General features: G+C 63.6%; 9 protein-coding genes. All 9 read left to right on the forward strand.

Going from position 1 to position 14003, the window contains the following annotated elements:
• Window positions 1–63: 63 nt before the first annotated feature.
• Window positions 64–513: a type VI secretion system amidase effector protein Tae4 gene (locus AC09SL_RS22835; protein ID WP_058542705.1), complete on the forward strand. Its 450-nt coding sequence runs from the start codon at window positions 64–66 to the stop codon at window positions 511–513.
• Window positions 513–950: a hypothetical protein gene (locus AC09SL_RS22840; protein ID WP_058542706.1), complete on the forward strand. Its 438-nt coding sequence runs from the start codon at window positions 513–515 to the stop codon at window positions 948–950. Before AC09SL_RS22835 ends, AC09SL_RS22840 begins: the two co-directional genes overlap by 1 nt.
• Window positions 944–1456, forward strand: a complete 513-nt coding sequence (tssE, locus tag AC09SL_RS22845; RefSeq protein ID WP_058542707.1) for a type VI secretion system baseplate subunit TssE — start codon at window positions 944–946, stop codon at window positions 1454–1456. The genes AC09SL_RS22840 and tssE overlap by 7 nt, the downstream gene beginning before the upstream one ends.
• Window positions 1453–3312 carry a type VI secretion system baseplate subunit TssF gene (tssF, locus tag AC09SL_RS22850; protein ID WP_058542708.1) on the forward strand — a complete coding sequence of 620 codons (1860 nt, stop codon included), beginning with the start codon at window positions 1453–1455 and terminating at the stop codon, window positions 3310–3312. The genes tssE and tssF overlap by 4 nt, the downstream gene beginning before the upstream one ends.
• Window positions 3276–4328: a type VI secretion system baseplate subunit TssG gene (tssG, locus tag AC09SL_RS22855; RefSeq protein ID WP_058542709.1), complete on the forward strand. Its 1053-nt coding sequence runs from the start codon at window positions 3276–3278 to the stop codon at window positions 4326–4328. Before tssF ends, tssG begins: the two co-directional genes overlap by 37 nt.
• A complete protein-coding gene (gene tssH, locus AC09SL_RS22860; RefSeq protein WP_058542710.1) occupies window positions 4321–6999 on the forward strand; it encodes a type VI secretion system ATPase TssH in 2679 nt (892 codons plus the stop codon). Before tssG ends, tssH begins: the two co-directional genes overlap by 8 nt.
• Before the next feature lie 160 nt (window positions 7000–7159).
• Window positions 7160–9097 (forward strand): type VI secretion system Vgr family protein, encoded by a 1938-nt coding sequence (locus tag AC09SL_RS22865; protein WP_058545368.1) that lies wholly within the window; start codon window positions 7160–7162, stop codon window positions 9095–9097.
• Between the two features lie 18 nt (window positions 9098–9115).
• A complete protein-coding gene (locus AC09SL_RS22870) occupies window positions 9116–9550 on the forward strand; it encodes a DcrB-related protein (protein WP_058545367.1) in 435 nt (144 codons plus the stop codon).
• 12 nt (window positions 9551–9562) lie between these two features.
• The gene (locus tag AC09SL_RS22875; protein WP_064106863.1) at window positions 9563–14002 is read left to right on the forward strand and encodes an RHS repeat-associated core domain-containing protein; all 4440 of its coding nucleotides are present in this window, start codon (window positions 9563–9565) and stop codon (window positions 14000–14002) included.
• Window position 14003 lies beyond the last annotated feature (1 nt).

A 14003-nucleotide genomic window follows, 5' to 3' on the forward strand; every position in this document is an offset into this window, starting at 1 on the left:
CCACGCGCCGGGGGTGTTTGGTGCTTGCTCGAATCCAATTCTTTCCTACGTGGTATCTGAGTCATGGCCAAGCCTTCGTTTGTCAATTTGTGGAACAGCTATCCGCCCTACCCCTCCGCCAGTCCGGTTTGCGACGGTCCCTATATCAACCAGTGCGCCATTCGTATGAGCATCGCCTTGTGCGGGGAAAAGACCTTTCCGGTCAACACTTCGACTTATACGCTGGATCCCAAATGCGCCCATGGACATGCCCGCGGCGCGGAGTCATTGGCCAACTGGCTATGGAAGAAGAACCGCCTCGGCCCGCCGAAGGTCTACACCACCAGCGTGGCAGACCGCACAACACTGATGGGCAAGACCGGGATCATCTTCTTCAAGGACTGCTACCAACAAAATAGCGACACTGCCGGCCGACCTACTGGCGATCACATCGACCTGTGGAACCGTGGCCTGACCAAGAGCGGTGATCTGTTCTCAAGATCCAAGGCCATCTGGTTCTGGGAGCTTTCGTGATGCGCAGCCCTTTGTTTCTTGCGGCGCTGGCGGCAAGCCTCGTCAGTCTAAGCGCGTGCGCCGGGCAGGAAACAGTCGCTCCGGCAGCCCCGACTCAAGCAGTTTTCGTCGGACATCCGGTGGGCCTGATCGACGTTCAAGGCCGCTGTACGCTCGTAAAACCTGACCAGGGCCACCTGACGCTCGATATGGAATGGCCTTGCCAGTTCAGCCTGGGTCCGGACAAGCAACTGCGTGTGGAGACTTTCAACCAAGTGCCGATTTTCTTGGTCGAACGCAGCGAACACATGCCCGCTCCCAGTCGCGATTGCTTGACCAAAATTCAAGCTGTACGCCTGGTCAAGGAAACATTGGAGGTCTCGGATGTGAGCCAGTTCGCCTCCTGCGGCCCTGGCCAATGGGATCAAAAAATGTATACGGCGCTCTTTCGGTGGTAACCGAAATTGCCACGCGCGATCGCCTGCAACCGTCCCTGCTGGACCGGTTGACCGACGACGATCCGACCAACCCCAAGGAAAGCGCCGACAAGCGCGTGCTCTCCCTGACCCAATTGAAAGCCTCGGTGCTGCGTGACCTGGCGTGGCTGCTCAACACCACCTCGTTGCTCGACGCGGACGCCACGCTGCATACCCCGGCGGGCACCTCGGTGGTGAATTTCGGCCTGCCGGCACTGGCCGGCAACAGCGCGTCGAACGTCGATGTCTCGGCCCTGGAAACCTTGATCCACCAGGCCATTGCCACCTTTGAACCGCGCATCCTGCGCCACACCCTGCGGGTGCGGGCCCGGGCGACAGCCGAGATGAACCACAACGCGTTGAGTTTCGAGATCGAAGGCGATCTCTGGGCCCAGCCCGTGCCGCTGCGCCTGATGCTGCAAACCGACCTGGACCTGGAAACCGGCCATGTGCGCGTGGTCAACGCCGACCAGCGGAGACGCTCATGAACCCACGCCTGCTGGAGCTGTACAACCAGGAACTGCACCACGTGCGCGAAAGCGCGGCGGAGTTCGCCAAGGAATACCCCAAGATCGCCAGTCGGCTGAGCTTGTCCGGCATGGACTGCGCCGACCCGTATGTCGAGCGCCTGCTGGAAGGCTTCGCCTATTTGACGGCGCGGGTGCAGCTCAAGCTCGACGCCGAGTATCCGACCTTCACCCACAACCTGCTGGAAATCGCCTACCCGCATTACCTGGCGCCGACGCCGTCGATGACCGTGGTGCAACTGCAGACCGACCCGGACGAAGGCTCGCTGAGCAGTGGTTTCCCGCTGCCGCGCGATACCGTCCTGCGGGCTGCCCTGGGGCGTGAAACCCAGACCTGCTGCGAGTACCGCACCGCCCACGCGGTGACGTTGTGGCCGTTGCAGGTCAGCCAGGCCGAATACTTCGGCAACCCCTCCGCGGTGCTCGGGCGCCTGGCCGCCAGCGAACCGAAAGCCAAGGCCGGGCTGCGCATCACACTGCGCACCGGCGCCGAACTGCCGTTCAACAGCCTGGCCCTGGACAACCTGCCGCTGTACTTGAGTGGCGCCGACGAACAGCCCTTCCGCCTCTACGAACAACTGCTGGGCAATGCCTGCGCGGTGTTCGCCCGCAAGCCCGGCGGCGACTGGGTGGAACGGCTGCCCCAGGATGCGTTGCGCTCGCGCGGTTTCGACGATGCCGACGCCGCGCTGCCGGTGGTGCCGCGCGCCTTCCAGGGCTATCGCCTGTTGCAGGAATACTTCGCCCTGCCCCACCGTTTCCTGTTCGTCGACTTCACCCAGTTGAGCCGTGCGGTCAAGCGTTGCGACGGCCAGGAGCTGGAGCTGATCGTGCTGTTCGACCGTCACGACCCGAGCCTGGAGGGCAGCGTCGGCGCTTCGCAGTTCCTGCCGTTCTGCACCCCGGCCATCAACCTGTTTCCCAAACGGCTGGATCGCATTCACTTGTCGGATCGGGTCAACGAGCACCACGTGATCGCCGACCGTACCCGGCCGATGGATTTCGAAGTGCATTCGCTGAGCGGCCTCACCGGCCACGGCACCGGGCCGGAGCAGCCGTTTTTGCCGTTCTACGCGGTGCGCGATCCGTCCCGTTATGGCCGCGACCAGGCCTACTACACGGTGCGGCGCGAACCGCGCGTGCTGTCCAGCGATCAACGGCGCAACGGCCCGCGCTCGACCTACATCGGCAGCGAAACCTTCGTCAGCCTGGTGGACAGCCAGCAAGCGCCCTATCGCCACGACCTGCGCCAACTGGGCGTGACCGCGCTGTGTACCAACCGCGACCTGCCGCTGTTCATGAGCGTGGGCAGCGGCAAGACCGACTTCACCCTGGCCGACAGTGCGCCGGTTGGCGCGGTTCGCTGCGTGGCAGGTCCCAGTCGCCCACGGGCCAGCCATGCCCACGACGCCAAGGCCTGGCGACTGATCAGCCAGTTGTCGCTGAACTACTTGTCGTTGAGCGAACAAGGCCAAGGCGCGGCCGCCCTGCGTGAACTGCTGCGCCTGTACGGCGACAGCAACGACGCGGCGCTGCAATTGCAGATCGAAGGCCTGCGCGAAGTCAGCAGCAAGGCCTGCACCCGGCGCTTGCCGATGCCCGGCCCGATCGTGTTCGGTCGTGGCCTGGAGATCACTCTGGAATTTGATGAAAACGCGTTTCGCGGCACCGGGGTGTTCCTGCTCGGCGCCGTGTTCGAGCGCTTCCTGGCACGCTACGTGTCGATCAACAGTTTTACCGAGACGGTGATCCGTACCACCGAACGCGGCGAGATCATGCGATGGAAAGCCAAGCCCGGACGTCGTCCGACCCTGTGAGTACCCTGGAGGCGATGCACCAGGAACCCTGGGAATACGATTTCTTCCAGGCGTTGCGGCGCATCGAGTGCGAGTCCCCCGAGCTGCCGCGCCTGGGCCATTCCCTGCGCCTGGCCGACGACCCGCTGCGCCTCGGGCAACAGGCCGAATGCACTTTCGCGCCAGCCACCCTCGCCTCGGTGCAACCGGGCAGCGACGGTGCGCCGGCACGCCTGGAGCAATTTTTCTTCGGCCTCGGCGGGCCCAACGGCCCGATGCCGCTGCACATCACCGAATACGTGCGCGAACGCCAGCGCAACAACGCCGACAGCACCAGCAAGCGCTTCCTCGATGTGTTCCACCATCGCCTGCTCAGCCTGTTTTATCGGGCCTGGGCCGAAGCGCGGCCAACGGTCAGCCATGATCGCCCGGACGATGACTATTGGTCGGCGCGCCTGGCGGCACTGAGTGGCCGGGGCATGCCGAGCCTGCTCAACCAGGGGCTGATCCCCGACACGGCGAAGCTGCACTACAGCGGCCACCTGTCGGCGCAAACCCGCTACCCCGACGGTTTGAAAGCGATCCTCAACGAGTACTTCGGCCTGCCGGTGGAGATCGAAGAATACGTCGGCCAATGGCTGGAACTGCCCGAGCGCAGCCGCGTCGGGGTCAGTGCTCATCAATTGGGCGTGGACTTCTGCCTGGGTCGCTTCGTGTGGGATCGCCAGCACAAGTTCCGCATTCGCCTGGGGCCACTCAAGCTCGTTGACTACATGGGCATGCTGCCCGGCAGCCAACCGTTCAACGAACTGGTGGCCTGGGTCGCCGAGTACCTGGGCCATGAACTGGACTGGGACCTGAACCTGGTCCTGGAGCAGCCCGAAGTCCCGGCGCTACAACTCAACGGTCGCTTCCGCCTGGGCTTCAACACCTGGCTGGGCCGCCCCGAAACAGATGCCAACGATCTAATACTGGCCAGGCATTACGCCGAACAGGCCAACACCTCACAGACCTCAAGGAGCCATGAGCATGGGTGAAATCAGTCGCGCCGCGTTGTTCGGCAAACTCAACAGCGTGGCCTACAAAGCCATCGAAGCCGCCACCGTGTTCTGCAAGTTGCGCGGTAACCCTTATGTGGAACTGGCCCACTGGTTTCACCAGTTGCTGCAACTGCAGGACTCGGACCTGCACCGCATCATCCGCCAGTTCAACATCGAGCCGGCGCGCCTGGCCCGTGACCTGACCGAAGCCCTGGATCGCCTGCCTCGGGGTTCGACGTCCATCACCGACCTGTCGTCCCACGTGGAAGAAGCCGTGGAACGCGGCTGGGTCTACGGCAGCCTGATGTTCGGCGAAAGCCAGGTGCGCACCGGTTACCTGGTGCTGGGCATCCTCAAGACGCCGAGCCTGCGCCACGCGCTGCTGGGCCTGTCGTCGGAGTTCGACAAGGTCAAGGTCGAAGCCCTGAGCGAACGGTTTGACGAATACGTCGGCGACTCGCCGGAAAACGCCCTGACCGCCAGCGACGGTTTCAACGCCGGCGCCGTGCCGGGCGAAGCCAGCGGCGCCATGGCCCCCAGCGCCATGGGCAAGCAGGAAGCCCTCAAGCGCTTTACCGTCGACCTCACCGAGCAGGCCCGCAGCGGCAAGCTCGACCCCATCGTCGGCCGTGACGAAGAGATCCGCCAACTGGTGGACATCCTCATGCGCCGCCGGCAGAACAACCCGATCCTCACCGGTGAAGCCGGCGTGGGCAAGACCGCCGTGGTCGAAGGCTTTGCCCTGCGCATTGTCGCCGGCGACGTACCGCCGGCCCTCAAGGACGTGGAACTGCGCAGCCTCGACGTTGGCTTGTTGCAGGCCGGCGCGAGCATGAAAGGCGAATTCGAACAGCGCCTGCGCCAGGTCATCGAAGACGTCCAGGCCTCGCCCAAGCCGATCATCCTGTTCATCGACGAAGCCCACACCCTGGTGGGAGCCGGTGGCGCCGCCGGCACGGGCGATGCGGCCAACCTGCTCAAGCCGGCGTTGGCCCGCGGCACCTTGCGTACCGTGGCTGCCACCACCTGGGCCGAGTACAAGAAGCACATCGAAAAAGACCCGGCCCTGACCCGGCGTTTCCAAGTGGTACAAGTGGCCGAGCCGTCGGAAGACAAGGCCCTGCTGATGATGCGCGGCGTGGCTTCGACCATGGAAAAACACCACCAGGTGCAGATCCTCGACGAAGCCCTGGAAGCCTCGGTCAAGCTGTCACACCGCTACATTCCCGCGCGCCAGCTGCCGGACAAATCCGTGAGCCTGCTGGACACCGCTTGCGCCCGCGTCGCCATCAGCCTGCACGCCGTACCGGCCGAAGTGGACGACAGCCGTCGGCGCATCGAAGCGCTGGAAACCGAGCTGCAAATCATCGCCCGCGAACACGCGATTGGCGTGGTCATCGGCACTCGCCAGACCCAGAGCGAAAACCTGCTGAGCGCCGAGCGCGAACGCCTGGCCGAACTGGAAGGTCGCTGGGCCGAAGAGAAAACCCTGGTGGACGAACTGCTCGCTACCCGCGCCACCTTGCGCGAACGCGTTGGCGTGGTGGACAGCGAGGATGGCAGCGAAACCAGCCATGAACTGCGCGAGAAACTGGTGGACCTGCAACAGCGCCTGACCGCCCTGCAAGGCGAAACCCCGCTGATCCTGCCCACCGTGGATTACCAGGCCGTGGCCTCGGTGGTCGCCGACTGGACCGGTATCCCGGTGGGCCGCATGGCCCGCAACGAACTGGAAACCGTGCTCAACCTCGACCAGCACCTGAAAAAACGCATCATCGGCCAGGACCATGCCTTGCAGATGATCGCCAAGCGCATCCAGACCTCCCGCGCCGGCCTCGACAATCCAAGCAAGCCGATTGGCGTGTTCATGCTCGCCGGCACCTCCGGCGTGGGCAAGACCGAAACCGCCCTGGCCCTGGCCGAAGCCATGTACGGCGGCGAGCAGAACGTCATCACCATCAACATGAGCGAGTTCCAGGAAGCCCACACCGTGTCGACCCTCAAGGGCGCACCGCCGGGCTACATCGGCTACGGCGAAGGCGGCGTGCTGACCGAAGCCGTGCGGCGCAAACCGTACAGCGTGGTGCTGCTGGACGAGGTGGAAAAGGCTCACCCGGACGTGCATGAGATCTTCTTCCAGGTGTTCGACAAAGGCGTGATGGAGGACGGCGAAGGCCGGGTGATCGACTTCAAGAACACCTTGATCCTGCTGACCACCAACGCCGGCACCGAGTTGATTGCCCAGGTCTGCAAAGACCCGCAGAACGTGCCCGAGCCGGAAGACATCGCCAAGGCCCTGCGCCAGCCGCTGCTGGAGATTTTCCCGCCGGCGCTGCTGGGCCGCCTGGTGACGATCCCGTACTACCCGCTCAGCGACGAGATGCTCAAGGCCATCACCCGCCTGCAACTCAACCGCATCAAGAAGCGCGTGGAGAGCACCCACAAAGTCGCCTTCGACTACGACGACGCGGTGATCGACCTGATCGTCTCGCGCTGCACCGAAACCGAAAGCGGCGGGCGCATGATCGACACCATCCTGACCAACAGCCTGCTGCCGGACATGAGCCGCGAGTTCCTGACCCGCATGCTCGAAGGCAAGGCCTTGGCCGGGGTGCGGATCAGCGCCGTGGACAACGAATTGCAGTACGACTTCAGCGACGCGGCTTGACGGTAAGGAACACTGTAAAACCCTGTGGGAGCGAGCTTGCTCGCGATAGCGCAGTCACATTCAACATCCATGTTGACTGACACACCGCCATCGCGAGCAAGCTCGCTCCCACAGTGGGTATTCAGCTCCGCCAGTTACTACAACCTGCACGAGACCCTCGATGTTATTCAACCAAGCCTCACGCCTGGCCAAGATCACCAGCCCCCTGGGACCTGAGGTACTGCTGCTCAAGGACATGGGCGGCGGCGAAGAACTGGGGCGGCTGTTCAACTACGAGTTGCAGTTGCACTCACTGGACAATGCCATCGACCTCAACCAGCTGCTCGGCAAGCCCATGTGCGTGAGCCTGCAGCTCGATGGCGGTGGCGAACGCTACTTCCATGGCATCGTCGCCCGTTGCAGTCAGAACGTCGACCAGGGCCAGTTCGCCAGCTACCAGGCCACCCTGCGCCCGTGGTTCTGGCTGCTGACCCGCACCTCCGATTGCCGGATTTTCCAGAACCTCACCATTCCGCAGATCATCAAGCAGGTGTTCCGCGACCTGGGCTTTTCCGATTTCGAAGACGCCCTGAGCAGGCCTTATCGCGAGTGGGAATACTGCGTGCAGTATCGCGAGACCAGCTTCGATTTCGTCAGTCGCCTGATGGAACAGGAAGGGATCTACTACTTCTTCCGCCATGAGCAGGGCCGCCATGTGCTGGTGCTGGCCGATGCCTATGGCGCCCACACCACGGCCCCCGGCTACGGCTCGGTGCCCTACTACCCCAAGAACGAGCAGCAGCGCGAGCGTGACCACATCCACGACTGGCACCTGGCCCAGGAAGTCCAGCCCGGCTCGCTGGAGCTCAACGACTACGACTTCCAACGCCCCAGCGCACGCATCGACGTACGCTCGGCCATGCCCCGCCCACACACGGCCGGCGACTATCCGCTATACGACTACCCCGGCACCTACGTGCAGAGCCAGGACGGCGAACACTATGCCCGCACCCGCATCGAAGCCTTGCAGACCCAGCACGAACAGGTCGAGCTGGCCGGTAACGCCCGGGGCCTGGGCTCGGGGCATCTGTTCAGCCTCACCGGCTTCAGCCGCCAGGACCAGAACCGCGAATACCTGATCGTCGGCGCCCGCTACTACCTCTCCCAGGAAAGCGGCGAAACCGGTGGCGGCGCGCCGGCCGCGCAGTTCGAAAGCAGCCTGACCTGCATCGACGCCCAGCAAAGCTATCGGCCACTGCCCATCACCCATCGCCCTATCGTCAAAGGCCCGCAGACAGCGTTGGTGGTGGGCCCCAAGGGCGAGGAAATCTGGACCGATCAGTTCGGCCGGGTGAAGGTGCACTTCTATTGGGATCGGCACGACCAGTCCAACGAAAACAGCTCGTGCTGGATTCGCGTGTCGCAGGCATGGGCCGGCAAGAATTGGGGCTCGATGCAGATCCCGCGCATTGGCCAGGAAGTGATCGTCAGTTTCCTCGAAGGCGACCCGGACCGGCCGATCATCACCGGTCGCGTCTACAACGCCGAACAGACCGTGCCCTATGACTTGCCTGCCAATGCCACCCAGAGCGGCATGAAAAGCCGTTCGAGCAAGGGCGGCACGCCAGCGAATTTCAACGAAATCCGCATGGAAGACAAGAAAGGTGCCGAGCAGCTGTACATCCATGCCGAGCGCAACCAGGACATCGTGGTCGAGGTGGATGAAAGCCACTCGGTGGGCCATGACCGCAACAAGAGCATAGGCCACAACGAGACGGTGACCATCGGCAACAACCGCCTGCGCATCGTCAAGCAGGAGGACATCCTCTGCGTCGGCCAGCGCAAGACCGACAGCATCAGCCAGAGCTATGTGATTGAAGTGGGCGAAAACCTGCGCCTGGTGTGCGGCGAAAGCATCCTGGAGCTCAACGCCAGCGGCCAGATCAACCTGACCGGCGTGCAGATCAGCTTCTACGCCAGCGGCGATGCCGAGTTCAACACCGGCGGCGTGCTGCACCTGAACAATGGTGGCGGCCCCGGTGCCACGCCGGACGGCCAGGGCGTCAAGGCCAGCATCGATGCCAACATCAACGCCGCGTTCCCGTCGCCCAAGGGCTAACCTCGAGATTTATGCGCCATGACTTATCGCCTCAATGAATTCCAGCTCCAGTTGCCGCCCAGCCAATTGCTGGACGCGACAATCAACATCCTCAAGTTCCCCGAACTGGGCACGTCCCTGATCGTCAGCCGCAGCTTGCTGGCCGACGGCGAGACCCTGCAAAGCAACCTCGACGACCAGCTCAAGCGCCTGGAAAAACAGGTCCAGGACCTGCGCTGCCAACCGGGCGCCACCGTGCGCGTGGGCGCCAACCAGGAAGTCGAAGCCATCGAACTGCGCAGCCAGTTCAACAAAGGCAATGAAAAAGTCTTCCAGTTCCAACTGGCCCTGGTACTGCCCGGGACCCGCAAAATGCTTGCCCTGAGCTATGTGAAAGCCGAGAAACTGGGCGATGCCGAAGCCGCGCATTGGGCGACGATCAAGGGGTCGCTGCTGTTCGACGTCTTGGCTTGATGAGCACCTTGCATGTCTGACGCACTTTGGGCTGCTCGACTAGGCGATGCGCTGAACCACACCTCGATGATGGCCGATATCCTCGGTGGCGTCCTGGAAGTGGCCGCGAACATTGCGATCACCGCGGTGGCGACGGCTGCCGTGGTAGCCGCCACGGGCATTACCGTTGCCACTGGCGGCTTGGGTTGCTTCCTGCTCGGCGCGGTGGTGGGCGCCGTGGTCGGCCTTGCCATGAGCAAGACCGGGGCCGACAAGGGGTTAAGCGATATCTGCGAGGGCATCGGCAACGCCCTCTTCCCGCCCACGGTGCAGGCCAACATCCTCACCGGCTCCACCAACACCTTGACCAACAACATCCCTGCCGCCCGCGCCGCCGGGGCGATCGAGTCCCATGTCGCGCCGGCCGGCACCGAACTTGAAGCACCCGAAGCCGAACCCAGCTACCTGGACATGGCCGAGAATTTCTTCTCGCAGATGTGGCGTCCCACCGTCGCCGTGCCCGCGCCCGGTGCCGTGCCCAAGCCGCTGGACATGATCACCTGCATGAAACACCCGCCAATGCCGCCGCAGTTCCTGGCCGAAGGCTCGGACAAAGTCACCATCAACGGCCAGCCCGCCGTGCGCAGCGGCGACCGCAGCACCTGCGATGCGACCGTGGTGTCGGCCGGGCTGATTTCACCTGACGTGACCATTGGCGGCGGTTCGGTGGTGGTGCGCGAGATCCGCAGCGGCAAGACCCCGGGCGTCGGGCTGGCGGTCACGGCGCTGCTGATGCTAAAGGGCGGCAAGGGTAAATTCCTCAGTAACCTGCCGTGCATGTTGGTCGGCGGTGCGGCGTCGATGGCGGTCAGTAGCGCGATGGGCGCCGCGGCCAACGCCGCGATGGGCTCCTCGAACCCCGTGCACGCCGCCACCGGGGCCAAAGTGTTGGGCGATGTCGAGGAGATGGACTTCGTCCTGCCCGGCATCTTGCCGATCGACTGGCAACGCTTCTACAACAGCCGCGACGAACGCCGCGACGGGTTGTTCGGTGCCGGTTGGAGCGTGCCCTATGAGGTACGCGTCGAAATCCTGCCCCATCCAGACGGCGGCGAAACCCTGGTTTATAGCGACGAACAGGGCCGACGCATCGACATGGGTTCCATCCCGTTGGGCGGCGCCGTGTTCAGTGCCGGTGAAGGCCTCAGCGTGCGACGGCATGCCAACGGCGAGCTGCTGATAGAGAGCGCGGACGGACTGTACCGCTTGTTCGAGCCCACGCCAGCCAATGCAGCGCTGCTGCGCCTGAACCAACTGGGTGACCGCAACGACAACCGTATCTACCTGGACTACGACGACAACGGACGCCTGGCGCAACTGCGTGACACCTTCGACCTGACCCGCATCGCACTGGCGTATGACGAGCGCTGGCCACAACGAGTCAGCCGGATCGACCGCCAATATGCCGATCAACGCCGGGAAGTGCTGATGCACTATGGCTACGACGGCCAGGGCGATCTGGCGCAGGTCCGTCAGTCCAACGATCAGGTAAAACGTCGCTACGCCTACGACGCCGGGCGGCGAATGGTGGAACACCAACTGCCTACCGGGCTTCGCTGTTTCTATGAATGGGCGTTGGTTGAAAACCTGGAATGGCGCGTGGTTCGCCACTGGACCGACGCGGGCGACGCCTACACCTTCGATTACGACCTGGCCGCCGGGACCACGCGCATCACCGACGGCTTGCAGCGCATCAGCACCCGTCGCTGGGATAGCCGCTATCAGATCATCGAAGCCACCGACGCGCTGGATCGCACCTGGACCTTCCAGTGGAACGACGAAAGCCAGTTGCTAGGGGCCACCGACCCCAACGGCGGACAACATCAGTTCAGCTATGACGAAGCGGGCAACCTCTGCGAAACCCGCGACCCGCTAGGGCGCAGTGAGTCAACCCTGTGGCTCGAACACTGGGCCCTGCCCCTGGCTGAAACCGACGCCGCGGGAAATACCTGGCAGTACCGCTATGACGCGCGGGGCAACCGCATCCGCGAAACCGACCCGCTGGGCCACGTCACCCGCTATCGCCACGACGCCCACGGCCAAGTGGTGGAGGTCATCGACGCCACCGACAAAAGCAAGACCATGCGCTGGACGGCGCTTGGGCAACTGAGCGAACACACCGATTGCTCCGGTTACACCACACGGCTGAGCTATTGCGAACGCGGGCTGTTGCTCAGCAGCACCGACGCACTGGGAGAGCGGACGCTTTTCAGCTACGACGACCAGGGGCGACTGCTGAGCAAGCAACTGCCGGACGGGCGCACCGAGCATTATCAGCGTGACGCAAGCGGACAGTTGATCGGCTATAGCGACCCGGCCGGGCACACGACAAATTTCCAACACACCCTAACCGGTCAACTGCGGGTGCGCACCGACGCCCATGGCCGTCGGGTGGAGCTGAGCTACGACAACTACGGGCGCCTGCTGGCCCTGACCAACGAAAACGGTGAGCACTACCGGTTTGCCTGGGACGCCGCCGACCGCTTGACCGCCCAACACAGCCTGGACGGCAGCCTCAAGCGCTACGCCTACGACCCGCTGGACAACGTCACCCGCGTGGAAGCGCTCGCGGTGCCCGGCAGCACCGACCTGGACCTCTCGCCCCAAGCCCCCATCATTCATGAGCTCGAGCGCGATGCGATGGGGCGACTGGTGGCGAAAGTCACCGCAGACGGGCGCACCGAGTACCGCTATGACGCGCTCGACCAGGTCAACGCGATCACCTTCACCAGCCAGACCGGTGAAGTACAAAGCCTGGGCTTGCGTTACGACGCCCTGGGGCAATTGATTACCGAGCAAGGCTGGGCGGGGAACCTCGAACATCGCTATGACGAACTGGGCAACCTGACCCAGACGCTGCTTCCCGACGGTCGTTGGCTGAACCGCCTGCACTACGGCAGCGGTCACCTGCACCAGATCAACCTCGACGGCCAGGTCATCAGCGATTTCGAGCGCGACCGCCTGCACCGCGAAGTGCTGCGCACCCAGGGGCGCCTGAGCACCCGCAGCGAATACGACCGCAGTGGCCGCCTGCGGGCCCGCCAGCGCCGGCAACAGGGTCAATCCACGCTGCTGCCGCCTGTGGCGCAATCGCTGTTTGGCTATGACGCCAGCGATCAGCGGGTGGAGCGCTTCGACAGCCAGCCCGAAGCGTCCCATCGCCAATTGCTGCACTATGACGCCACCGGCCGCATTCTCGCCAGCCAGGACAACCTTCAAGGCCAGCGTGAAAGCTTCGCCTATGACCCGGCCGCCAACCTGCTGGACGGGCTGGGCACAGGCCAGGTCGCGCATAACCGCTTGTTGACCTACCAGGACAAGCGCTACCGCTATGACGGTTTCGGTCGCATGGTGGAAAAACGCAGCGCCCGCCGTGGCGTCCAGCGTTTTCGCTACGATGCTGAACAGCGCCTGGTGGAAGTGCGCAACGATAACGGCTCGGTCGTAAAAATGACTTATGACCCGTTGGGTCGACGCATCGAAAAAGCCGAGTACGACCGCCACGCCACGCTGCTCAACCGCACCCGTTTCACCTGGGATGCGCTGCAACTTTTGCAGGAACACCGCGACAGCCAGACCAGCCTCTACATCTACGCCGACGACAGCCACGAACCCCTGGCGAGGGTCGACGGCCTGGGCGATCAGCAGAAGGTCCGCTACTACCACAACGACTTCAACGGCCTGCCCGAACAGCTCTCGGAAGCCGACGGCCACACACTCTGGCGAGCCCGTTACCAAGTGTGGGGCAACACCGCCGAAGAGCTGCGCGAACCGTATTACATCGAAGAGCAGAACCTGCGCTTCCAAGGCCAATACCTGGACCGCGAAACCGGGCTGCACTACAACACCCTGCGTTTCTACGACCCGGACATCGGCCGCTTCACCACACCGGACCCGATCGGTTTGGCCGGTGGGCTGAACCTCTACCAGTACGCGCCGAACCCGGTGAGTTGGATCGACCCCTTCGGGCTGATGAAATGCTCGACGCCGCCCAAGGGGCGCAAGGTCAACCGAACGGTGTATCGCTTTGAAGAGCCAGGGCGGATCAGCACGACGTGGACAGCGCACAAGTGGAACGTCGCCTCCAGACACCGTTACACCGCCCCCGGCCTGGGTGGCGTCTATGGCGCCAACTCACGCAAGACCGCCATGGGCGAAGTCAATCACTGGGGCGTGGACCTGTCCACACGGGTGCTGGTGAGCAAGAAAGTGCAGCTCAACAACGTCCTGGACCTGACCCGGGCCGATGTTCGCAAGCAATTGGGGGTTTCCCTCAAGAGCATTACCGGCAACAAATACACCCAGACCCATCAAATCGGCGCCTGGGCCAAGGCTAATGGCTATGATGGGATCCTGGCACCGTCGGCGCGAAACCCGACCGGCAGCAACTTGATTTCCTTTGCAGGTTTTTAGA

Source organism: Pseudomonas sp. PF05 (assembly GCF_056521845.1).

Bases quoted from the DNA above. Each gene is read 5' to 3' on its own strand.
- AC09SL_RS22835 (WP_058542705.1), top strand. From the start codon at position 64: ATGGCCAAGCCTTCGTTTGTCAATTTGTGGAACAGCTATCCGCCCTAC.
- tssG (WP_058542709.1), top strand. From the start codon at position 3,276: ATGGAAAGCCAAGCCCGGACGTCGTCCGACCCTGTGAGTACCCTGGAG.
- AC09SL_RS22870 (WP_058545367.1), top strand. From the start codon at position 9,116: ATGACTTATCGCCTCAATGAATTCCAGCTCCAGTTGCCGCCCAGCCAA.
- tssH (WP_058542710.1), top strand. From the start codon at position 4,321: ATGGGTGAAATCAGTCGCGCCGCGTTGTTCGGCAAACTCAACAGCGTG.
- AC09SL_RS22875 (WP_064106863.1), top strand. From the start codon at position 9,563: ATGTCTGACGCACTTTGGGCTGCTCGACTAGGCGATGCGCTGAACCAC.
- tssF (WP_058542708.1), top strand. From the start codon at position 1,453: ATGAACCCACGCCTGCTGGAGCTGTACAACCAGGAACTGCACCACGTG.
- AC09SL_RS22865 (WP_058545368.1), top strand. From the start codon at position 7,160: ATGTTATTCAACCAAGCCTCACGCCTGGCCAAGATCACCAGCCCCCTG.
- AC09SL_RS22840 (WP_058542706.1), top strand. From the start codon at position 513: ATGCGCAGCCCTTTGTTTCTTGCGGCGCTGGCGGCAAGCCTCGTCAGT.